This window comes from Ancylobacter sp. WKF20, assembly GCF_029760895.1.
In the GTDB taxonomy this organism is placed as follows: domain Bacteria; phylum Pseudomonadota; class Alphaproteobacteria; order Rhizobiales; family Xanthobacteraceae; genus Ancylobacter.
Genome location: NZ_CP121679.1, coordinates 847,384 through 872,834, shown reverse-complemented (window position 1 = coordinate 872,834; position 25,451 = coordinate 847,384). Strand labels below are relative to the sequence as shown.

Sequence of the window (25,451 nt, the reverse complement as noted above, 5' to 3'; positions counted from 1 at the left end):
CATTCGATCGAGGTATTAAATTACCTCAATCAGCGCCAATCCTGTGAAACATCTACCCTCTCGCCCCAACCCGCCAATGGCGCGGCGGAGGGATGGGGAACTTCCCACGCATCATTCACGGGCAGGCCGAGCGCCTCACGCAGGGCCTGCGCCCGCTTGCGGCGGTGACGCGCCGAGGCTCGGTCGGCGGTGAGCGCGAACAGCCCTCCGGCGGCAAGCGAGGCGCCCCCGACGAACGGTTCCGCGTCGCGCCTGTCGCGGTAATCCGCGTCCATCCCCGGAGCCTCGCCATGCGGCGCCACTGCCGGACGCAGCGCGATGACCGCCTCCAGGCTCGGCGCCAGCGTTGCGGCGCTGGCGAAGGGGTGCATGACCGCGAGTTCCGGCAAGACAATGCCGGATGCCGAGGCCAGCGCGAGACGTGTCGGCGGGGGCAGCGCGGCGCCGCGCGAGGCGGGATCGCCCTCCGGGGGGAACTGTCCCTGAGTAGCGGGCACACCCTCCTCGCGAAGCTGGCCCTGATTGCCCGCCGGAGTCTCGTCCGGTTGGCCCGATCCGCTGCTCCCACCCGTGGATGCGGGCGCCCCAGAACCGGGCTCGATCGTCGGGCCCGCCCCACCGAATTGCGAGGGAGACCGCCCGCCGCTCGGGGTTTCCAGATTGAAGCGGATCGTCTGCCCGTCACCTTCCGGATCGGCCCCGTCCTCGGCGCCGTCACGCCCAAAGAAGCCGAAGCTCGGCGGGGTACCGAACTGGACGCCGGTATCGGTCCCGTCGTCGCCAGGACCATCTTCGCCCGGTGCCGCCGCGCCTTCATCCGTTCCGGTGGAGCCGGCCGGCGCCCCGTCGATATTCGGCTCCAGCGTGGCGGTCAGATCGGGCACGGTGACCGTCATGACGATGGACAGCGCTTCCGAAACATCGCCAGCATCGTCCATGGCGGTGATGGTTACGTTGAAGGCGCCGCTGCGGCCGAAGAAGTGCCGGACATCGAAGGTGCCGGTCACCGGATCGACCGCGACCGTGCTCGACCGCCCGTCGCCCCAGTCGATGCTCACCTGATGAATGTCCTTGAGGCCGACATCGGTGACGCGCCCGCTCAGATCGACCGCGCCCGGCAGGATCGCCCCGCGCCGGACGAAGGCAATATCGGCCAGCACCGGCGCCACATTGTTGACCGTCGTCTCCAGCACGGCCGTCGCTGTGGCGCCGGCATTGTCGGCCAAGGTGACGGCGATGGTGTAGCGCTCCGTGCCGAGGGCCGTCGGTGCGTCCTGCAGATAACGGTGCTCGACGCTGAAGCTGCGGGTGAGCGGGTCAACCGTTACCAGCGAAGCCTCGCCGTCACCCCAGTCGACGACGACCTCATGCGTGTCGCGGCTGCCAATATCCGCCACTGTCCCAGTGAGAGTGACAATGCCGTTCTCGTCGATCTCAGCCGTCGCCGCGACCGTCGGGAGGCTCGGTGCGACGTTGCGCACGAGAACCTGCGCCGTCTCAACATCCTCCCGCGCCACGTTATCGCCAATGGCGTCGTCCACCGCCGTGATGCGAACCGTGTAGCTGTCAGCCTCAAGGCCGAAGGAGCGGGCATCGTCGAGATAGCGATGAGCGGCAGTGAAGGTGCCATCCGCCGCGAGCGTAACCACCTCACCCATCTCGCCCAGGGACTCATCGCCCCACAGCACGGTGATGACATGGCTGTCCAGCGAGCCGACATCGCTGACCCGTCCGCTCAGCGTCACCGTGCCGTCCTCGTCGATTTCCGGCGTCAGGATGATGTCCGACAGTTCCGGCGCGACGTTGGAGACCTGCACGGCAGCCCCGGCCCCGACGCTTGCGCCCGCATTGTCGGTGAGCGTGAGGCTGACCGCATAGCTGTCCGTCGCCAGTCCGAAGGAGCGGCCATCATCGAGATAGCGGTGCGTGACGGTGAAGCTGCCATCCACCGTGAGCGTGACGATTTCCGGCGTCGCCCCAAGGGTCTCGTCGCCCCAGAACACGGTCAGCAGATGGCTGTCATTGACGCCGACATCGCTGATCCGCCCGGTGAGCGTGACGATGCCGTTCTCGTCGATTGCCGAGGTCACGGTGACCTGGTGGAACTCCGGCGCCACATTGTCGACCCGCACGCTGGCCTCGGAAACCGCCGAGCTAGCATCGCGATTGTCCTTCACCGCCACTTTCACCGTGTAGCTGTCGGTGAGATTGCCGAAGCTGCGGCCATCATCGGCGTAGGCATGGGTCAGATCGATGGCGCGGCCAGCGGTGAAGCTGTAGTCGCGCACCGTGCCGTCGCCCCAGTCGACGGTCAGTACATGGGTATCCAGCGAGCCCTCGTCGACGATCACGCCTGTCAAGCGGGCCAACCCGCCCTCGTCCACTGCGCTGGTGATCGCGATGTCGGTGAGCTTCGGGGCGGTGTTGACCACCACGACGCTGCGCGAGGCGGTCGCATCGTCGCCCGCCTCGTCCGTCACGCGGAGGGCGACGGTGTAGCTGTCGACCTTGCTACCGGCGGACAAGGCATCGTCGAGGTAGCGATGCGTCACGCGGAAGGTGCCGTCGGCACCCACCGTCACGCTCTGACCCACGCCCCCCTCGGCCTCGTCGCCCCACAGGATCGTCAGCACATGGCCGTCGAGCGTGCCGACATCGGTCACGGTGCCGGTCAAGGTGACAGTGCCGTTCTCGTCGATGGTGGAGGTGACCGCGACATCGTTAAGAACCGGCGCGACATTGGTGACGGTCACTGCGCGGGTGGTCACGGTCTGGGTCACGCCGTCGCCGGCGCTCAGCGTCACCGTGTAGCTGTCCGCCTCAAGGCCAGCCGAGCGGGCATCGTCGAGATAGCGATGCGAGGCGGTGAAACTGCCATCCGGCACGAGGTCGACCGTGACCGGGCTCGCGCCCGCCGCTTCGTCACCCCAGAGGAGGACGAGGCTGAGCACATCAAGCCGGCCGGCATCGGTCACCTTGCCGGTGAGCGTGACTGTGCCGTTCTCGGCGACAATGCCGGTGAGGTTGACCGAGCCAAGCTGCGGCGCGGCATTGGTTACCGCCACCGCTAGATCCTGCGTGGCGTTCTTGCCGACAGCGTCGGTGACGCGCACCGAGATCGCGTAGCTATCGGAGCCGAGCGCAGTCTTCGCGTCCTGGGCATAGCGGTGTTTCAGGTCTATGGCTCGGTCGGCCGCGCTGATGGCCACCGTCTCCACCGCCCCATCGCCCCAGGTGATCACGAGGCTGTGCGTGTCCGAGACATCGGCGTCCTCGATGAGACCGGTGAGCCGGATAAAACCGCCCTCGACCAGCGTGGGCGTGTCGAGCTTGAGGCCGGTCAGGCTCGGCGGTTCGCTCGCCACCTCCGGCGCCAGGCGCGCCTCGCCCGCGCCGCCATCCTTGTCTTCAACCTTGATGGCGATCGCGAGGGGCACCGCGCCGCTGGCGACGCGCAGACCCTCGCCATAGCGGTGCTGCACCACAAAGCTGCGCTCGCCCCCGTTCAGGGTGACCGTCTCGTAGCGTACCGCGTCGGTGCCGAAGCCCCAGTCAATGGTGACACTGTGCGTATCCAGGAGGCCGGCATCCACGAAGCTGCCGCGCAGGGTTACATAGTCACCCTCGACCACCCGACTCTCGTCCAGAGCGACGACCAGGGTGGACGGCGCCTCATTGGCGACCGGCGCCAGTGCCGTCCTGGTGGCGGTGCCGAAATCCTGATCCGTCACCGTGGCGGAGACGACATAGTTGGCCACGCCCGCCGCGTTGTCGGCATAGGTATGGGTAGCGGAGAAGGAATAGCCGCCGCCGACTTCGAGCACCCGCGCGCTTGCATCGAGCGTCGTGGTGCTGCCATCGCCCCAGGTAAAGACGGCGCCATGGATGTCGTCCACGTCACTGTCGGTGAAGACCAGCGTCGCCGTCACCGAGCCGGACTCGCGCGTGTCCTGCGGTGTCACGGTGAGCGTGCTGACGATCGGCGCGGCGTTCAACACCGCAATGGCGATGCTGCCGGCGAGGATCGGCGTGGCGCTCCCTTCGCCCATGAGAATGTCGATGCCGGAGAGAGTCGGGTCCGCCGCATTGCCGCCGCCGCGTGTGAAGACGCGCGTCGCCGTGTAGGTGTTGACGGTAAGGTTCTCTGCGGCGTCGTAGGTCGAGGTCGTCGCCTCGAGCGTCACCGGGCCGCGGCCATCGCGCCAGTCGATCTGGACGGTGTAGCTGCCCTCCTTGCCTGGATCGGTAAGCGTGAAGCTCACCGTCACCGCCTCACCCTTGTCGATGCTGACCACGGCCGCGCTGGCGCGTCCCTCGGTGCCATCCACACCATTGACCTTCACGTTGCGGATCGAGGCCTGCGGGTTCACCACGTTCACGCTGGTGCTGCGCTCGCCCTTGGAGCTGGTATCGTTGGTGTCGGCGATGACGGCCTTGATCTGGTAGACCCCGGCGACCGGGAAGGTCCCAACCGCCGAGAAGGTTCTGGTCACGGTGTTCACCTTCACAGCGGCGCCGGAAAGCACGGTGCCGTTGCCAAGGTCGATGGTGATGGAATGCCGGTCACCGGACCCGGCATCGCTGTAGCGGCCGGTGATGAGCACCGCCTCCATCTGGTCAAGCGTCGCGCTGGAGACGGCGAGTTCCGTCACCACCGGGGCGGCGTTGGTCACGGTCACCGACAGCGCCGTGGCGTCGCTGCCGCCGTCGCCATCCTTCAGCGTGAGAATGACGATGCGCGGCACTCCGGCCGAGTCCGCCGTATAGACGTGCGCAATGTCGAAGCTCGCCGTCCCGGCGGCAAAGTCATAGTCGCTGCTGCTGCCGTCACCCCAGTTCACCGCGAGGCTCCGTGCATCCCTGAGGCCCGCATCGGCCATCAGTCCGGTAATGCGGAAGGGAGTGCCCTCGGCAATCGTCGTCGGCGCGTTGACAGCGCTCAGTACCGGCGCCGCATTGCTGACGCTCACCCGGTGCTGCAGCGTATCGGTCCGGCCCTCGCTGTCGAAATAGGTCACCTTCACCGTGTAGGTGCCCTGCGCGCCATAGCTGTGCGTGGCGGCCTTGCTAGCGCCGGCGTCAAGGCTCACCGTCGCGCCATCACCCCAGTCAATGGTCCAGCCGGTAATTCTGTCGCCCACGAGCACGGATTGGGTGGGGTCGATGAAGCCCGGGTCTGTCGCGGTGAGGTTGAGCGTGACCGGATCGCCCTCCTTGACCGCGCCTGTGTCGGTAATCGTCACGGTCGGGGCGATGTCAGCGATGGTCACCGACGCGTAGCCAAGGGCCATAGCGCCGCTCGTGTCCTTCACCCGTCCGGCAACGATGAAGGAGCCGGAGCGCAACGCATAAGCCGCCGGTATGGCCACGGTCGCCGTCATCTGGTCCGTCAGATCCCACGTGCCATCGCCGTTGAAATCAAAATCATAACGAAGCCGCGCGGCGTCGTAGGGCGCCGCATCGGTTGCCCCGGTAAAGCCGATGACCGTCTGCGTATCGGGAGTCGACGCGCCCTCGGTGCCGGCTTTGAGCTGGCTGAAGGCGGTAAACGTCGGCACCGCATTGGTGACGGTGAGGTCCGCCTGACGCGTGATCGAGGTCGCGCTGCCGCCCGAACCGTAGATCACGTCAACCGAAATCGCGTTGGCAAAGATGCCATTGGCGATGATGCCGGCCGCCTTTGCCTGTTCCCAGCTCAGAGTCGGCGCCGCACCGCTCAGTCCGGCCACCACCACATTGTTGACGCTCCAGACATAGCTGGTCGGCAGGCCCATCGCGGTCACCGAGAGCTGCACGGCGCCGCCCGCGACCATGGTGGCATCCGCGAGCACGACCGTGTCGCCGGCGCCCGGCGTGGTGGAGGGCGCGGGCATGACGACGCTCATCGTCACCGGCGTCGCGGTCGTCGGCGTGGTCGGGTTGTCCTGGTCGAACACCCCGACCGTCACTTGGAAGCTGCCAGGCGTCTCATAGACATGGCTCGCCTCGCGCACGCCGGCGCCATAAGTCTTGACCGTGCCGTCGCCCCAGTCGATCCGCCAGCCGGTCGGCACGTCTTCCTCGGAGATATCGGTACTGGAGAAGCGCACGGTCGCCGCGGCGCCGAAAGTGACAGTGCTGGCCGCGACCGTGACGCCGACCTGCGGCTTGGTGTCGTTCACCGTGACGCGCACGCTGGCATAGGCGGAAAGTCCGTCCTCATTCGTCGCCAACGCGGCGAAGGTGAAGCTGCCATCGCCGAGGATGCCGATGGCGAGCAGATCGAGCCAGCTGAGCGTCAGCATGGCCTGCCCGTTCACCACCGGGGCGAATTTGTCGCCATACTGCCCGTCGCCATCAAGGTCGAAGGAGATGAGGCCATTGACCAGCGCCGCGCTGCCAATGTCGCTCACCGCGACCTTCAGCACGATGCCGGAACCTTCCTGCGTCGCCGCCACCGGCCCGAAGGCGATACTCGGCGGCAGAAGGGTCCGGCCGGTGGTGCCGGTCGGTGGCGGGGCCGAGGTGCCGAAGCTGGAATAGATCACTCGTCCGGAGCCGGTGGCCGCGACCTGACCGTCTTCGAACACCAGCGATCCAACCTGCGTGCCCGCAGAGTTATAGGCAAGCAGGGTGCTGCTTCCGGGATCGAAGGACAGCACATCCGCGCCGCCATCGCCGTACAGATTAACCGTCGCGCCGTTCGACATCCCCTGACCAGTGACGTTTACTGTGTCGATGCCGTCGCTGCCGACATTCTGCGAGCCGCTGTCACCGTAGACAGAGATCTGCGAAGCGTCGACGCGCACAAGATCGAAGCGGTCGGCGCCGCTGTTTCCATACAGGGTGACAATGGCGCCGACACCGGTCGCATAGACGGTGAAACGGTCATTGCCACCGCCGCCATAGGCAACAAACGACGCGGAAGCCCCGACGCCGCCGATAATGAAACTGTCCGCCCCTTCACCGCCGTCCAGGGAAACACGCGCCAGCGCACCAGTGCCCGTCGTGACGACATCGAAACTGTCGTCGCCCTCCTCGCCCTTGACCGTGATGCTTGACACGGCATTTGCAGAGCGCAGCGAGATCGTGTCGTCGCCGGTGCCGAGATTGACCACGGTGAGGGCGCCCACATCGGACAGCACCACCCGATCGGCGCCGGAGCCGGTATTGATGGTGACGGAAGCCACGCCGGTGGCTGCGGCGATATAGGAGATGCGGTCGGCACCGCCGCCGGTCTCGACGATCAGATCGTCCACGCCCTGATGACGCAGCACCGAGTCCTTCGGCGTCACCACGTCCGACAAATCGACATGGAAGGTGGCGATCCCGCCGCGCTGGGAAGGATTGCCGATGCTCGTCACATAGACCGTGAGCCGATTGCCGACCTGGTCACCCAGAATGATCGAGCTGGCGCCGACCAGGCCAGTTGCCCCGCCCGAGCCCTGGCGGAAGATCTGGATCGCCCGCGGATTGACTTTTCCGGTCGTGTCGTCACGCTCGAATATCGAAATCGCGCCGGTGGCATTGAGAGCCACCACATATTTGCCGCCCGGCACAACCGCGAAATCGGTAATGTCGGTCGCACCGCGGGCATTGTCCACGCCCTGCCGCACTTCCTGGATCAGTACGCCGCCACGATAGACGTCGAAGCCGTTCAGGGACGGTCGCGCCACATAGCGGATCTCGCTCTTGATGCTGCCGACTGAACTGCCGTTTGAGGTGGCGGGAATCAGGCGGGACGTGATGAACGCATCGAAGGACAGGGCGCCGGTCGAGAGGTCGCGGAAGAATCGCAGCTGGCCGCCCACGCCCTCGCTGGTCACCGCGTTGATGTGGACCCAGGCGCCGGTGATTGCCATGTCCGTCAGGCTGGCGAAGGTCGGGCGCGTCGAGGAACCGTCGGTGTGGGTAGGAATCCCCGTGTCGATCACGCCGTCGCGGACCACCGTCGTGACGGTCCCCGAAGCCGTCGCCGACCACAGCGAGGCCGAGGCGCTGTCAACCGTCAGTGTCGTCGTCGCCCCGGACGACCCGGGGGATTGAATCCCGGCCGTGATCGTGAAGGTAAAGAGCCCGCTGCTGGTCGTGGCCGTCTGGGACTCCGCGTTGCGGGCACCCTTCTCGAATTTATTGAAGGTCAGTGTGCCGTCGGCCGCGCGGGTAAACATCGCAACGCCGGTTTCGTTAGCCGCGTTGGTGGCATTCACGTGCAGCTCGGTGGCGGACACCGTGATGGTGCCGAGCGCGCCGAGTTCGGTGCGTCCCTCCACGCCCTGCCGGAAGGCCTGCTTCACCGTGCCGTCCGTGGCGATGACCACGAGCGTATTGGTGGACTTGTCGATGCCGTAGAACACCGCGCCAGTCGTGGTGGTGGCGCGCACCGCCTCGTCAAGCCCTTGCAGGTCGCTGCTGCCGGCCGACTTCTCCTGCGCGATGGTGATGTAGGCGATCCCGCCATCTTCGATGATGCTGTCCTGCGGAGCGAGCGACAATGTCGTGCCACCCGCGACCACGCTCGCGGTGACACCGGTATCGGTCTCGCGCACCAGCGTGATCCACACCTGGCCCGGCAGCAGCTTGTCGACCTGCGTCAGGCCGGTAACCCATTGCTGCTTGGCCGAATCCCAAGTCTCGGTCAGGTAGCCATCAAGCGTCAGCGCCTTGCCCGCCTCGTCATTAATGCCGAGCTTCGGGGCGTTGAAGGTGATGCCGGATGTGGTGCCGGTGCCCGTGAGGTTCACCACCACGATCACGTCGAAGCCGGCATAATCCTGGTCGAGCGTGATGGCGCCGCCGGACAGGGCGGAAAGCTGTGCCATGGTGTCGAAGCGCATGACCGCGACCAGCGCCTCGGGATCGGCTGCCTGAATACCGATCGTGCCGGCATCGAAATCGAGTCCGCGCCCGTCCAGCAGGTTGCCGCTGGCGTTCAGCAGAATGCCCGCGGTGCCCGCACCGTGCTGCAGGCCGACAATGTTGGCAGTCTCCACGGTGCCATTGAACATGGCATTGACACCGCCGCTTCCCGTGGCATGGCCCGTGTCGACGCTGGCGCTGCCGATGATGTCATGAGGCCCGCCCGCATAGGCGGTGTTGTCGAGCACGATGGCGCGGCCATTGCTGCCGCTGGCGCCCGCCGCTGCGTCTCCGCCACCCAGGCCGCCCGCGCCACCGGACACCTTCACGTCGATGCCGTTGATGCGAATATCGGAGGCGATGAGCTGCACCGTGCCGCCCGCGCCGCCGGAACCACCCGCGCCGTCGCCGCCCGCACCACCTGCCGCGCCATTGCCACCCGCCGCGCCCGCCGCGCCGGTCGCCCCCGTGGAATCCACATTCACACCGGAACCGCCGGCCGTGCCATCGCTCCCGTTGGTGCCAAAGCTGGATGTCCCGCCGGCGCTGCCGGCACTGCCGCTCGAGCCCTGGCCACCGGTCGCCTCGAGCGTGCCACCGCCCAGCGCGACGATCTTGCCGGCGGCAATAATGGCAAAGGCACCGCCACCGCCGCCGCCCGCACCACCGGCGCCGCCGGCGCCACCCGCGCCGCCCGCGACGCCATCGCCGCCCGAGCCGCCGGCGCCGCCCTTGCCACCCAGCCCGGAGGGTCCACGCTCCGAACCGCCGCCGCCGCCGCCGGCACCACCGCCACCGCCCCCCCCCGAGCCGCCGGCGCCGCCACCCGCGCCCGAGCCGCCGGCCGCGCCACCGCCGCCGGCCGAGAGGGCGAGACCCGTGCCGCTATTGCTGCCGCCCTTGCCAGCCGCGCCATCGGCGCCCGCCGCGCCGGCAAGGCCATCAATGCTGGCGCCGGTTAGCGCATCCGAGGTCTTGCCCTTGTAGGCTTCCTTGCTGGCAATGATTTCAGGTTTCCGCTCGTCTGAATCGGAGTAGCCGCCGCCCCGGCCCCCGGTCAGCGCGCCGTCGACAAGGACCCCGCCGCCATCGCCACCCGCGCCCGCCGCACCCGCCGCGCCGCCCTGGGCCACCGTCGAGGCGCTGCCGCCCGCCGAACCGCCCGCCATCGCATGACCGCCCGACCCGCCGGCACCGCCGGCTGTACCGGAGGTGCTCGCCCCGGCCGCTGTGCCATCCTCACCCGCGAAGCCCCATTCGCCGTGATAATGACCCCAAGGAGCGTATTGAGGATCGACATTCGCGGTGCGCCGCTCGGCCCGGGAGCCGGCTCCGCCCCGGCCGCCATCGCCCCCATCACCGGCCGTGCCCGCCGTGCCGCCGGTGCCGGCTGCGCTCGTGGCCCCGCCGCCGCCGCCGCCCGCACCGGCTGTCCCCGCCGCGTCGAGCGCGCCATCGGCGCCTTCAGAGGCATTGCCGCCATTGGACTGGAAGATGACATTGGCGCCGATCTCGACGTCGCCCAGCACGTTCAGCGCCAGCGCCCGCGTGCCGATCACCTTCACTGTGGTTTTGTCGGTGATCTTGAGATTGCCGTGAATCGTGAGCGTGGCGACACCGGTGACGTCATCGACGGCCCAGATCGCGAGAGAGCTGTGCGGGCGCGACCAGGAGCCGCTGATGGACGGCGTGGCGCCACTCGTGTCGATGGTCAGGGTCGAGGCATCGCTCGTGCCGAACTGGACCACCGTGGCAGACACCGTATTGCTGAGCGACTTGACGACACTGTCGCGCTCGAACAGGCTGCGCGCCTTGACGTCGTCGACATAAAGGCTGCCCGTCCCGTCAAGCTTCCAGCTCACCTGCGTCAGCGCGGCGAAATCATCCCCGAACACCAGGGGCGTGCCCGCCATGTCGACAGTGTAGCTCTTCGCCACGGTCTGGCCGGAGAGCGTCGTACCAGTGATGGTCACCGTTCCGCTCGCGCCCTCAGCAAGACGCAGTGTCAGCCCCTGTAGGCTGAACACGCCGCCGGTGGCCGAAGTCTTCATCGTCACCGTCGTGCCGGCTGTCGAGGTCAGCACGCGCCCGCCATGGTCCTGCAGGGCGAGATTGCCGGCAGGATTGGCGGCGGCAATGGTAAAGTTGAACCCATCCTCGCTGTAGAAGCGGGTACCCATCGTCCCGTCGAAGGAAATGACGCCGAGAATGGCCGATAGGCGGTCGAAATCCGTCCGCGGATCGGTCTGGCTGACAATGCTGGGATCGGCCGACATCAGCACAAGGTCGCCATTGATCACACCGGTGACGTCGCCACCGCTGCCGGAGGTGACGGTCAGCCGGTCGCTGCTCGAAGTTCCCGCCTTGAGCACGAATTCGTCGGCACCGTCGGCATCGAGCACGACAATGCCGTCCTGCTTGAGAATACCGCCATTATAGGCCCAGTCGCGCGCCGCGCCGCTCGCGCTGTCGTCGGCGACGAAGCGTTCAACCACCTTGGAGAGCTTGGCGAAGCGATTGGTGATGCTCGTATCGATCGTGGGCGGGATGACGACGGCGAGTGTATCGCTGCCTTCCTCGCCATCGATGAACACGTCGCCGCCGACGCTGATGGCCCGCACCTCATCATTGCCGCCGCCGGCGCTCACCGTGATCTTGAGCGCGCCCTGCGCCACCGCTGTCGTGTTGACGATGACGCGGTCATTGCCCGAGCCGAGCGCGACATCGATGCCCTCGATGCCGGACGAGGTGAACGCGCCGGTCAGCAGACCGTCAAAGGCAACACCGCCGGCTTCGTCGTGAATGTCGACCGACAGCGTATCGGTCGCAGCGGAACGGTCGAGCCGCACCGCGTCCTCATGGCCCTCGCCACCATCGACCACAATGCTGGCAACGGCCTCGCCGATCACCAGCACGTCCTTGCCGGCGCCGAGCTTGGCGGTAACGGCCTGACGGATCTGGCTGACCGTCACCGTGTCGTTGCCGCCGCCGGTGTCGATACTGACGGCCCCCGATGGGCCGGTGAGCATCACCGTGTCGTCGCCGGCGCCAAGCTCCACGCTGGTCGTGCCGCCGAAGCCGGCGAAGCTTGCCAACGTCGCGGTCTTGCCATCGGCCTTGTAGGTCGCGCTGGCCCGGCCCGACATATCGGTGCCAAGGGTAAAGGCGATATTGGCGATGGCGTCGGCCTTCAGGGAGAACGACACCGCGTCGTCGGCACCGCCGCGGAGGGTCAGCATCGAGGCAATAGCCGCGAAATCACCGCTGGCCTTCCTATCGCCGACGAGGATCGTATCCGCACCATCATCGGCGGTGGCGGTGCCGGACGTGATCGTCGTTGTCACCGACGCCGAGGCGGCCTCAACCGTGAAGCGATCAGCCCCCTTCCCCAAGGTGATGCCGAGCGTCTCGACGCTGCCGGCCACATTTTTATAGGTGCCAAGGTCAATGGCCGCTACGCCGAGCCCGGTGACCCGCAGCCCGTCATTCTCCAGCACGCCGACCAGCGCGGAGGTCGCGTTGGATGCATCGATGAACAGCGAATCCGTTCCCGCGCCGCCGCGCACGCGCAGCAGGCCGGAGACGCCGGTCGGGTCGACCGAAACGGCATCGTCGCCATCACCGAGGTTGAGCAGCGCCTCGCTCGCGACCCCGCTGACCGTCAGGCGGTCCTCGCCCTTGCCGGTCCTGATCTCAAACTCATCACCTGCGGCTGCACCCGCGAGATCGAGCCACCCGGAGGTGCCAAGGCCGGTGACGCGGGTCGCGCTGCCGGCGGTGGTGAGCCCGAGCGCGAGCGAGGTGCTGGCGGATGACAGGTCGAGCAGCACGCTGTCACTGCCGTCGCCGCCCGTCACCGTGATTTTGCCGGCCAGCAGGAATGGATTAGCGGCGCTGAACGTGATCGTGTCGGCCCCGCCGAGCCCGTTCACGGCGAGGATCGTGTCGCTCTCGATGCGGCTGATGGAAATCTTGTCGCCATCCGCGCCGCCCTCGATCGTCACCTTGGCCGCCTTGAGCTGGCCATCGAGGGTGAGGATCGTGCCGTTGGCGTCGGTCTGAAGCTGCTTCTCGCCGTTCAGGCTGGGCACATCGCCCCGCAGCGTGATGCCGGCGGCGCCACCGGCCTCGATCTGCGCGGCCTGGTCCATGGTGATATTGTCGGCGGCCTTCAGCGTGACCGCCCCCTCCTTTGCCTGCACCAGCGTGGTGCGGGTCAGGCTGATGGACTCCCCGTTCGAGCTCCGCTCCAGCGTGGCGAGGGTGATGTCGCCGGTCCGGGCGATGACCGTGCCGATGGTCAGACTGCCGGTCCCCACCACATTGATGAGGCCGCCCGCGACGGCCGAGAGCGTGTGGGTTGTCACGATCAGCGCGGCATCGGTGCTGCCGATGAGCGTTCCCGCGTTGAGTTCGAGCGTGTTGACGGAACTGATGGCCGCGGTTGTCCCGGCTCCCGTGTCCGCGGCATAGATGCCGCCGCCGGCGCTCAGCGTTACAATACCCTCTCCGTAACTCTTGGAGATGCTGACGACCTTAAGGTCGTCCAGCGCGTCGATGCGCACGCTCTTATAGGCATTCGCGGTGACCGTGCCGTTCTTGATGACGACCGCAGCCTCCGCATTGCCCACCGCGCCGTACTCCGCGGCCAGCGAGATACTGGCGGCATCAATGGCCGATGCGGCACCCGCTCCATAGATGCCGCCGCTGAGGGAATTGCTGGTGATCCCGACGGTGCCGGTGGTCGAAATCGCCCCCGTCAGCTGGACGCTGCCATTTGAGGCAATCGCCACATTGCCGGCCGGTGTCGTGTCGGGTTGCTTCACCGTGGGGGTCACGAAGGCGCCCTCCGCCGTGCCACCCTCGACGACGATACTCGCTGTCGACGCACTAATGCTGGTAGCATTGATGGCGCCGAGCCGGAGCGTCTTGTTCGACTTGTTGGTGATACCCAGCGTCTCGAAGCCGGTGACGGCGAAGAACTTTGCGTCGCCACCGCCGATGGTCGCCCTCGAGGCCCCCCCATCCCAATCGGAGGGCGTGATGCGGAACAGGGCACGCGACGCGCCCCCCTGCCCCGCACTGATGTCCCCGACGGTCACGGTATCGTCCGTCACCGTCACATCCGCCGTGACACCCGATTTGGCGACCCGGCCGCTCTCATCGATGATGATGCTTGGCGCGCCAGTACCGGCGAGCTTGACGGTGCCATTGAAGTCGATCGCGCGGGTGTACTGGACCTGGCGGTTCCATGTCGCATCGCCGAAATCAACGAGCGCGGAACTGCGATAGGCATTGCTCCAGAATTGCGCGTCGGCCTGCGCATCGACGAGAACATCAAGCGTCACCGCGTTGATTTCCACATTGCGCCCGACCGTAACATTCGTGCCGATCTTGGCCAGAAGATCAGCCCTGCTGTCCGTGTCGCCGCCAAGGCCGAACATGTCGGCATTGGCCCTCGCCCGCTCGTAGATCCCGGCCTGGGCCGCCTTGAGCGTCACCGCGCGACCCGAGAGTTTGGCGGCGCCTTCAATCGTCACGTCAACGGACGAGCCTGTGCCGCCGATCGTCGACGTCGCATTGGTGTCACTCACACCGGCGCTGGTCTTCGACTCGGCATCGGAAGTCACGCGCAGCTTGGTGACGCTGGCGAGGACGTTCAGGGCCTCGCCCGCCGTGAGCGTCGTCGCGGAGACGCTGGTGAGAGTCGTTGAACTGTTGTCGGCGGTGGCGGTCGCGGACGAACCGGAGACACCACCCAGCGAATTGGTGCTGGCATCCACCGCCATCTCGGTCGCGGTGCGCGAATCGAGCGTCAGGTTTCTTCCAGCTCTCAGCTCGGCGTCGGAGTCGATCGACGTCGTGGTCGTGCTCGCATTCTTGACCGAGGCTCTCGCCAGCGACCCGGCGATGATGCCGCCGCTGCCGCCATAGGCCGTCACGTCGAGCGTCTGGCTGGCTTCACTGACGATATCGAGATTGGTGCCCGCCGTGATCGTCGCGCTGCCGATCCGCGTTTGACTAACTTGTGCGTTCTCCGCGACGGCTTTGGCGAGAATGGCGGAGCGCAGGGCGAGACTGCGTCCGTCCGCCGTGACATTGAGCGTCACATCGGCGTCCGTGCCGATGGCGATATTGGTGCCGGCGATGGAGGCATCGTCCTCGACGGTCACAGTGGTTTCGGGCGTCGCCGTCACCGTGACGCTGAGACCCGAACCGGAATCGAGTGCAAAAGAGGCAGACTGGCCCTCGGCGGAAACGGTCGCGCGGCCTTCCGCATGTAGGGCGACGTCGCCGCCGCGCAGCGCGGCCCCCCTGCCGACCGTCACGCTGGTGCGCGGATTGGCCGAGACGTTGACAAGCACCAGGCCCGCCGCCAGGAAGCCGATCTGGCCACCGAGCACCTTCGCCTCCTGCACGGTGACGACGGAATCCGCCTTCACCCTCAGGGTGCCGTTGGTGTTCACCTCGGCGTCCTCGCCGACGCTGGCGGTCGTGGAGCCGCCCACATTGATGAGCAGCGCGCCGGCCTGGGCGCTGATACCGCCGGCCGAAAGGGCAAGGCCCATCGGCACATCACGGCCGAGAACCTTCGCGTCGCGCGGCTTGAGGGTGGTATGGCGAACGGCATCCACGGTGACCGAGGACGCCCGCGCCCCGTCCGTGTTCTCGCCGATCTGCGTGCCATCGCCGATGGCGGCGAGCACGTCGACATTCTGGGTGGTCGAGAGCAGCGCCACGCCCACCGCCACACCACCCACCGTGGCAGCCGCGACGGTCTGGGCGATGACATCCGTGCTCTCCGCCCGGACGCTCACAGAGCCGACGCGGGTCAGGCTTGCGCCTGTGCCGGTGTCGCCCGGCCGGACGCCGATGTAAGCGGAAACCGAACTGGTGTCGCGGATCAGCGCCACAGCGCCACCCAGCGCGAAACCACCGCCGGCGCCGGCGAAACCAAGAACATCGAGCTCCGTCGTGCGCCTGACCGCAACGGCCACATTCACCTTGGAAGCGGCGGAAGAGGTGACCGAGACGCCCGCGCCGACATAGGCCGCGAGATCGGCGTCAAGCGAGATGACAGCGACGCCCACACCCATGCCGGCAAGACCCAGCGCCGCGCCGCCCGCACGCACCGTGACATCGACGTCCTGTGTCGCCTGCACCGTCAGCGAGCCCGTCCCGCCGTTCGCGCCAACGGTGACGAGCGCGCCATCACGCACCGAGGCACTGGTGCCGGCCGGATCGACCGCCGTGCCCACGGCTTCCACCTCCGGCGCTGCCCAGGCCCTTAGCCGCTGACGGGCCTGCCTGTCGGCCGCCGTCGCGCCCTCCGTCGGGCCGCCGCTGACGTCGGTTCCCAGCTTGCCGTGGAGCGAGGAGAGCATGCCGCTGGTCGAGTCGCTGACACTGCCGCTGTCGCCCGTCAGTGCATTGCCGGTCTTGCCGTCCGTTTCGTAGCTGTCGTCGAGATTGCCGCCGATGGAGAAGACGACAACGCCGCCCGCTGCGGCGCCAAGGCCGGCGCCGCCGGCCATGGCCGTCGTGTCCAGCGTCCAGTCGGACGCCGCCGTCACCGCGACCGACCCGCTGGCGGTCACCTGGGCCGACGGACCGATCGAGGCTTTGGTGTCGTTGCGCAGCGTACCCACAGCGACGGATCCGCCGGCCCCGACCATACCAACACCGCCGGCGCCGGCGATGAGCGTGACATCGGCTTTGTTGTCGGCCGCGACCGACACGTCGCGTGCGTCGACCACCGGCGCACGGCTGGCATTCTCGCCGATGGCGGCCGTGGTGTCGGAGTCGAGGGCGATATAGATGACCGCGCCACCGATACCGGCGATGAGGCCGCCGCCGAGGCTGGCCGCGACCGTGGTCGTATTCTCGGCCGAGCTGGCGCCGACCGTGACCCTGCCGTTCGTCGCCGTGACGGTGGCCCCGTCGCCGATCAGCGCCTTCGTGGTCTTCTCGACCGAGATGTAGTCCACCGCGCCGGCACCGCCGCCCAAACCGGCAACGCCAACCGACCCCGCCACCTGGATGATGTCGGTCGTATCCGTCGCTGTGACATCGACATCGGCGCCGGCTGTGACGGTCACGCCGCCATCGATGAGCGCCTTCGTGTTCGTGTGAATGTCGGTGATAGTGAAGCTGCCAGCCAGCGCGACCTTGCCGGCCACGCCTACACCCGCACCGACAAGAATGAGATCGGCCTCGGCCTGCGCCCGCACGGTGACGTCGCCACCGGCATTCACCAACGTCGTCGCGGCCTGCGTGCCTTTGATCTGGGCGATGGTATCGCCGGAGAGAATGATGCCGCTCGCTGCCAGCGCGCCCGCGACCGTACCGGAGCCGGCAAGGCCGCCGCCGATGCTCAACGCTTCATAGCTGCGCCCGGCCGCGACGAAAACGCCCGCCTCGTTAAAGGGCGTCGCACCCTCATTGATGCGGGCGCCCTCGCGGATTTCGGCCTTCGTGGCGATGTCGTGCACCGCCACGCTGCCAGCGATCGTCCCCGCGGCCGACCCGGCAAGTGCCGCGCCCGCCCCGATGCCGAGGAAGCGGTTGGTGCTGACCGCCGTGACCGAGAGACCCTTGCGCGTCGAGGTCAGCGCCCCGGTATGACTGCTGTCGTCGAGATCCTCATCGAAGGAATCATTGTCGATCTCCGGCGCGCGCAGGCTGAGCGTCGGGACCAGGCTGTGGCGTCCCAGAGTGCTGCTATCGGCATCGGTCACCGACACGCGGTCCGCGGCCTGTCCGCTCGCCGCGGCCGCTGCTGAGCGGTAGAGCGCGAAGCTGTCGTCGTCGATGCGCCCGACATAATAGCGCGCGCCATCCGTGAGCCCGCCCAGCGCGACGCCATTGGCGAGATAGGTGACCTCCTGCCCGGTCTTATAGCCATGGCCGGCGACCGTGATGGCCGAGCCGATCACGTCCGCGTCGTCGAAATTGACGATCAGCGGCAGGTCGGACTGGTCGGAGTTCTCGGGACTCGTGTCGCTCACCTGCCCGAAGGTGCCATCCTTCACAGAAGCGGCCATTCCTTCGCCCAGCGCGCTAACCTTGGCGCGGGCGCCGACATAGGCTTGCGTGGTGACGTCCAGCACACCGATGGCGAGCGGAATACCTGCCGCCGCCGACCCGCCGACCGTTAGATTGGCCGAGACGGCGGTAAGAACGACGTCGGAATCGGCCTCGACCACCACATTGCCGCGGGCATGGACCGTGGCATCGTCGCCGATAAAGGCGCGCGTGGTGAAATCCGCCACCGAGACGCCCGCCGTGAGAGCCCCGGCGGCCGACCCGCCGAGGCTGCCTGCCGCGGAGACGCCGAGATTGGACGCGCTGCTGTCGGCGGTGACGACGACATCGCGCTGGGCCTCGACATTCGCCTTCGCGGCGATGGAGGCTTCCACCGTGCGGGAGAGGACGCCGACATCGACGCCCGCGCCGATCGCCGCCGAGCCGCCGAGGGTGAGCGAGCCGGCGACACCGGTCAGCTCAAGGTCACCCCGCGCCTTGACCACCACATCGCCCGCGGAGGTGACCTGGCCACCCGTACCATCGGCCGCACCAATGGTCGCCGTGACCGTGTCGTCGACCGTGGTGACGCTCGCCGCGCCCGCGAGCGCCGTGCTGCCACCGCCGGAACCGGCCGCGGCGATGATGAGCAGTGGCAGGTTCGAGCGGGCTTCCACCCCCACACCCTGCCGCGCGGCGCCCTCGAGATCGGTGAAGGTCTTGGACCGGCGCGCGCTGGCATTGACCGTGGCGCCAGAGGAAATCCGCGCCGTGGTCGTCGTGCTAGCGACGAGAACGGTCGCGGACAGACCCAGCGCGGTTGTACCGGCCAGCGCGATCTGGCCGGCGCCGGCGATGATGGTCGCCCCGTTCTCGGCCAGTACCTGCACATTATTGCCGGCATCGACCTGCGAGGCACCGTCAATGGCGGCCAGCACGTCATTGTCGACGACATTGACCGAAACCGAGCCACCGAGCGCGGTCTGCGCCCCGCCGGCGGCGCCCGCCGTCAGGGTCTTGACGGTCGCCGCCTCCCGCGCGGTGACGCGGATATCGCCATCGGTGCGGACGAACGCCTTTTCGCTCTGCCCGTCATAGCTGCTGGTCCCGGCGACCGCGATACGGCTGGTGACGTCGTTGACGATGTAGTTCACGCCGATGCCGGCACCGACCGCCGTCCCGCCGGATAGCGCCAGCGAGCCGGTGAGCGAGCGGATAGAGGAATCGTCCTGCGCGCTCACCTCGACATCGCCGCCAGTGGAGCCGGAGCCCAATGCCTCGATGAAGGTAAGCCCGGTGATCTCGGCGGAGACCGAGTTGAGGACGCCGTTCACCGAGAGTGAGGCACCGACCGCTGTTTTCCCGCTGAGGGCCGCCCCGACCGCGAGCGAGGCGATCTTCGCGTTCGACTGCGCGCTGACGGTGACGCCGGCGCGCGAGGTGGTCAGCGTCGCACTGTCGATGGTCGCGGTGGTCCGCGTGGAAATCTGATTCCAGCCGAGCGCAGCGCCAATGCCGCTGCTGTTGCCGCTGAGGCCGAGCGCGCCCGCCACCGCGGTGATCTCGGCATTGTCCGTAGCCTCGACGGCGACAGACCCGGCCGTCACCGTGGCGTTCTTCAGCGTCGCAGCGGTCTGCCCGCCCTTGTCGCGCTCGAACACATCGCCATCGGTGGTGATGAGGTTCGCCGCCAGGGTGAAGCCGACCGAGGCACCGGAGCCGCCGCCGCCGCCCGCGCCGATGGCATAGGCCTCGATCTCCTGCTCATTGGCCGCGCTCACGGCCAGGTTGCCCGTGCCGAGATCGAGATCGGCCCGGCGCGTCGTGCCGAGAGCTTCCGCCTTGGTGCTGGACACCAGCATGTTGAGGGCGACCGAACCGCCCACGCCGGCTCCGGACACGCCGATCCCAACACCGCCGCCAATGGAGAAGATGTCCAGCGCGTTGCGGGCCTCCACCGCGACATCGGCCGCGCTCATGGTGGCGGGGGTCGCCGCCCCGTCCTCGCCGCGCTCGACGTTCACGCCGTCCAGCGTCGCCGTCGTCTTGCTGGTGATGTGGGTGGCCGCGACCGAGCCGCCAAAGCCGCGCTTCGACGCATTCGTGGTGACGCCGATGCCGACGGTGAAGGTGTCGATCTCGCCCGCCTGCGTGGCTTTCACCGACAACTTGCCCGGCCGCGTGCCGGCCACCGCGCCCGCGGTCGCGGCCCCAGCGAGGGTGATCAGCAGCGCGTTGCTCGGCGTCGGGCCGCTCAGGCGGTTGGCGACGAAGGATTCGGTAATGGAGGAATTCACCGTGACGGAGAACGCGCCGCCTATCGCATGGCCGCCCTGCCCGCCATAGGCAACGGTGGCGCCGCCGATGAGGTTGAACAGGTCCGCCTGGTTCACCGCCTCCACCGTCATGTCGGAGGCGGTGATGGCGCCGGTGGCGTTCACATAAGAGCGTACCGTGTCGTTGCCGACCCACACCATCGCCGCGCCGGCAAGGCCGATGCCGCTGCGCGAGGAGGGCGCCGATTTTGACGCATCGAGCGAGGCCACCTGCGACGCGCCGCCGCTGTTGCCGCCGCCGCCCGCCATGGATGATGAGGGCTTGAGATCGCCGGTCAGATCGGATTCCTGCGTCGCGTCCGATTCCAGTTCCGGCGCCGACTCCGCGTCGCCATCCCCGCTTGGCCCGCTCAGCGCGCCGGCCGCGATGATGTTGACGGCCGTTCCCGTCGCCTTGGCGGAAACGGTCACCTCAGACGCCTCGATACGGATCGCCGCCGTCGGCGTGGACCGGATATCGCCACGCGAATCGGCGCCGATGAAGGCGGTCACGTCGCGGTCGACATTGAACACGCCGAAGGCGACGCCCACGCTGGTCGTGTTCGACCCGCCCCAGACGAAGGCGCCGGCCAGGTTGAACATGTAACCGTCATTCACGGCCTCGACCGTGACCGCTCCGCCGCCGGTGATGGTCGGCGCCGCGGTAGCGGTCGCGACAATCCCGGCATCCACGCGCGAGCGCACGACCGTGACGATGCCAGAGCCGGCGATGGCATAGCTGGCATCGTCGCCCGTCAGCGCACCAGCCTGGGAGAGCGCGACCCGCGTCAGCGTCTCCGTGGCGGTAACGTCGAGCGCGCCTTCCTCGCCGATGGCGACGCGCACATCGCCCTCGATGCGGGCGACGCTGTCGGAGAGATAGACCGCCACCCCGAGCGAGCCGCCGGCGCCCGAGCCGCCGGAACGGTTGAAGAAATCAACCAGGCTGCCGCCCTTCGCTGCTTCCGCCAGACCTTCCTTGCGGATGGTGTCGGAAAGCTCCTCGCCCAGTGACCAGTTGCCGAAGCCGGCAATGTCCACCGTCTCGTGCAGCACGAGCGCGTTGACCGCGACGCTCTGCTCGTCGGACGGGCTCCAGGGCTGACCGAACAGGTCGTCGGAACGCTGATTGATGCGCGCGCCGCTGAGGATCTGCGCCTTGGCGCTGTCGTCATAGACCAGTGTGGTGATGGACCCCGACACGCCGATGGAGCCGGCCGCGCCGGTGTTGGCGAGGGCAACCGACCAGTTATTGACCAGCTGGGAGAAGCCCAGCGTGCCGTCCATTAACGTCTCGCGCGCATCCTCCGGGTCTTCGTTGAAGGCTTCGAGCTGCTTGTCGAAGAAATCGGACGGGCTCTCGCCGATCACATCCTCAAGGCTGGCGAGGAACGGATACTGCGTGGTCGCCTCGACCGTCACCGTATCCACCGCATCGACATCGGCGCTGCCGCCAATCACCGCCTTGGTGTCATTGCCGTAGACCCCGACCGTCACCGCGAGCGCCACCGCCTTGTCAGACGCGGATCCGCCGTCCTCGGGCTTCACGGTGAAGCTCTTGGCGGCCAGGATCGACTTCTGCTCGATCGCCGCCTTCACATCGACATCGGCGCCGGAGGTGATGACGGTGCGCGCCAGAGGATCGGTGCCGACCAGCGCCGACACTTTGTGATTGGTGAAGGAGAAGGCAACCGTGCCGCCGATGCTGAGCCCGCCATTGGCGCCGGCCTTCGGCGCTTCCTTGGTGGCAGCGCTCTCGTCTTCCGTGCCGTCCTTCACCTCGGCCTTGCCGCCGGCCTTGGCGGGGTCGCCATCCTCGCCGGAGGTCTCTGCGTCGGGTAGCGCGTCATCCGCCGTGGCGCCCCCAAGCAGCGCGTCGAGATAATCCTGCGCGTCACCGCCGGCGCCCGCAACGTCGCCGCGTTCCTCGCCGTCGTCCTCTTCTTCCTCCTCCGCGCCCGTCTCGGTCTCGGCGGCGTTCTCCAGCTCGACATTCAGCACCGCATGGACGCCGACGCCGGTGGTGAGGTCGTTGGGCGACAGGCTGTGCTTGTCGCCCGAGCCCAGACTGGTGAGATCGATGGCGTGCGCGCCCTCGACGTCGCTTGCCTCCTCCACAAGGCGGAAATGATCGGCATCGATGACGACGACATAATAGGTGGCGTTGTCACGCAGCCCCGAGATCGCGCGATCCGCCAGCGTCACCGTCTCGGTCGCAAGTGTACCCTTCCCATCCTGCACGGTCTGCTCGACGCTGCGGGTGCGGGTCGGGTCGACGCGGTAGACGACCTGCTGTCCATCCACGAAGCCGTGCGCGGTGGCGGTGACGAGATCGGTATCATCGTCCACCGCACTGGCCGCGTTGATCGCGACACCGCCGCCGAGGAAGGCGAACATATGCGTGCCACCGGACGGCGCGGCGCCAAGGTCGATCACCGCGCCGGTGCTGGCGTCGAGAAGCTGGAACGTGTCGGCGTCGATGACGCGCACCGCATAGGTGGCGCTGGTGCTGAGCCCGGCCAGGGCCTCGCTGTCGTCCGCCCCGTCCAGCGCGTAATGCACGGTGGTCGGCGCCGCCGGATCTGTCGAAAAACCGTGATTGCGCAGCGTGATGGTGTTGGCGACGTCGTTGAGCCGCATCAGCGTCAACCCGGCCTCATGCGCCGCGCGCGTGCCTTCCGCCGCGCGCTGGAACAGGTGCCGCCCAAGCGCTCCCCCCTGCGCCACCGCGATGGCCGGCCCCCCGGATGTCGCCTTGAGCTGGAAGGTCGACGCGTCGAGAACCTCGACGATGTAGCTCGCCCCGTCCGTCAGCCCACCGATCGCCGTTTCGCCGGCCGGCGCCTGATAGGTGATGCGGTCTCCCGTCTCGAAGCCATGCCCATCGATGCGGATCGTCGCGCCGGATAGAGCGTTCAGGCTGCCGCTGGCCGCCTGTGGAATCTGAAAGCTGTGGGTGGATTCCGGATCGAGCCCGTCCGTCCCCAGATCGATGGACGGCTTCTCGGCGAGCTGGAACGTGTCGTCGTCGGTCTTGATGACGTAATAGACGCCGCCATCCTCCAGCCCGCCAATGGCGCTGCCCGCGACGGGCGTGCCCAGCACCGGGGAAGCCTCAGCCTTGTAATAGACCTTCTGCCCCTGCACGAAGCCGTGCTCGGCAATGCTGAAGCTGTCCTCATCGAGGTCCACGACCTCGGTGTCATCGCCGTCGAACGCCTCCGGGCTTTCCGCCTCATCATCGGGCGAGCCTTCCTGAACGCTCCCGCGGGCTGTGACCCGGCCGTCGATCCGCGTCTCGACATCGGCGCTGGAGAAGGCAAGCGAGAGCGCCACGGCCCCCTTGGCATCGCCAACCGTCTTGCTGGCCGACTCGGCCTTCATCTTAAGGTTGCCCTCGGCGACAAAATTGACGTCGCCGAGGCTGGAGATGGAGGCACCCGACGCCACCGTCACATGGGCGTCGAGATCGAGCATGCCTATGATGACGGCCAGCGACTTTGCGTTGCCGGCGCTGGCGCCTCCGGCGTTTTCCGTGCTCTTGGCGGCAATCTCGACCTTGCCCTCGATCTCCAGCTCGGCGCCGGCCTTGATCAGCACGTCGTCGCCGGCCTCGAGGGTGGTCGTGCCCAGCAGTTCCACGCCCACCTTGCTGGCGGCGCTGCCGATTCCCACGGCGATCTGCGCGCCGATGGAGGTGGCGTCCTCGCCCGGCTCCACCGCCACATCCGGCCGCAGCGAGATATTTGCGCCGGACTCGATGGCGACATTGCCCGCGGCATGGATCGACGCGTCGGTGAGCGTGATCGTGGCGTCGGCACCTTTGAAGAATACCGCCGCGCCGAGATTGGACAGGGCGGAGTCGGCTACCGACCGGCCGGGGATGCTGGCGAGCTTCTCGGCCAGCGCATCCTTTAGAAAAGTCGGCAATGCCGGCAGGGCGACGCCCAGATCGACATCGTCGAGCGTGCCGGAAATAGAGGTGGCGGAAATCTCGACATTTGCGCCCGTCAGTGTCGCCTTGCCGATAGTGATGGCCGCCGCCTGCCGGTCGAAGCTGAAGGGAACCAGCGCACCCAGCACCGCCTTGGCGAGCGATTCCCGCGCCTCGACCTTGATGGTGACATCCCCGGCCTCGCCCCCCGCACCCGCCGCCCCCGCCAGAAGCTCGGCGCCGGAGGCGATGGAGAGACTGCGCGCGCCCAATTCGATCGCACCGGATTCCTCGCCCGACACGGAGGTGTCGATACGCCCGGTCTCCGCAATGGTCAGCGCATCCGCGACCAGAGTGACGGTCCCGCCACCGGTCGCGACCCGCCCCTCCAGCGTGATCGAACCGGCATTGGTCAGATAGGCGAACAGCTGCTCGTCCGGCACGCTGGGCGCCACCGCGCCGATGAGACTTCCGAAGAAGGAGCTGTCCGCGGCGTTCAGCCCCGCGTCCTCTTCCGGCTCATCGGCGAAAGGGGCATAGCCCCGCGAGGTCGTTACATCGAGATCGGCGGCGAAGTCCGGATCGAGCGTACGGATGGTGATGTCGTCGCCCGCGAAGAGCGTGCGCGAGCCCGACACGGAGAGCGACTGGCGCGGCGACTGGAAGACGATTCCCTGCCCGGCGACGGCGCCAGCGTCGGCGAAAACGAGGCGACCATCTTCAGCGGCGACACCGGCATCGCCAAGCACCAGATCATTTGCCGCGGCACGATCATCCCACAGCGTCAGGTGATTGACTTCGGAGGTGATCTCGACGGTGCCGACCTTGTCGAACAGCACCGAGTTGAAGCCGTCCGCCGCAATGATGCCGGAACTCACGGCAACGCGCCGCACGGTCAGCTCGTCGATGACCTCGTTGTTGCCCGCCGCAAAAATCAGCTTGTCGTCGCCCGCCGTGCCGGAGAACAGCACCTGGGTCGTGGTCGGGAAGCCGGCGCCGATGGTCACTGTGTCATTGCCAGCGGTGCCGACCAGCTTCACGCTGAGCACCGTCGACAGGTCAAGTTCAGAGACCGTCTGGTCGTTACGGGTGTTCACAACCTGTAGCTTGTGGGTCCGCTGGGCGTCCGCGGTCTCCACCACCCGCAGCAAAACGGAGCGCGGCTCGACGTCCACGCCGACCGTGGCAAGATCAATGGTGAGCGGCGAGGCGCTCAGCAGAAGGCGGGGTTCCAGTGCCTCGAGACGCAGGGCGGAACGACGTTCGCGCGGCGCCATGACAGCGCGCGACGCGGTGGAGCGCAACCAGCGATAAAGTTCCCGCGCGCGCTCCTGCGAACG

General features: G+C 67.6%; 1 protein-coding gene. It reads right to left on the bottom strand.

Features of this window, described 5'->3' with window-relative positions; translation table 11 throughout:
* Positions 1-29 precede the first annotated feature (29 nt).
* Positions 30-25,388 (bottom strand): LEPR-XLL domain-containing protein, encoded by a 25,359-nt coding sequence (locus AncyloWKF20_RS03950; RefSeq protein ID WP_279316616.1) that lies wholly within the window; start codon positions 25,386-25,388, stop codon positions 30-32.
* Between the last annotated feature and the right edge of the window lie 63 nt (positions 25,389-25,451).

What these genes read in the sequence shown, in the direction of transcription:
- AncyloWKF20_RS03950 (WP_279316616.1), bottom strand. Translation starts at nt 25,388, where the DNA reads ATGGCGCCGCGCGAACGTCGTTCCGCCCTGCGTCTCGAGGCACTGGAA.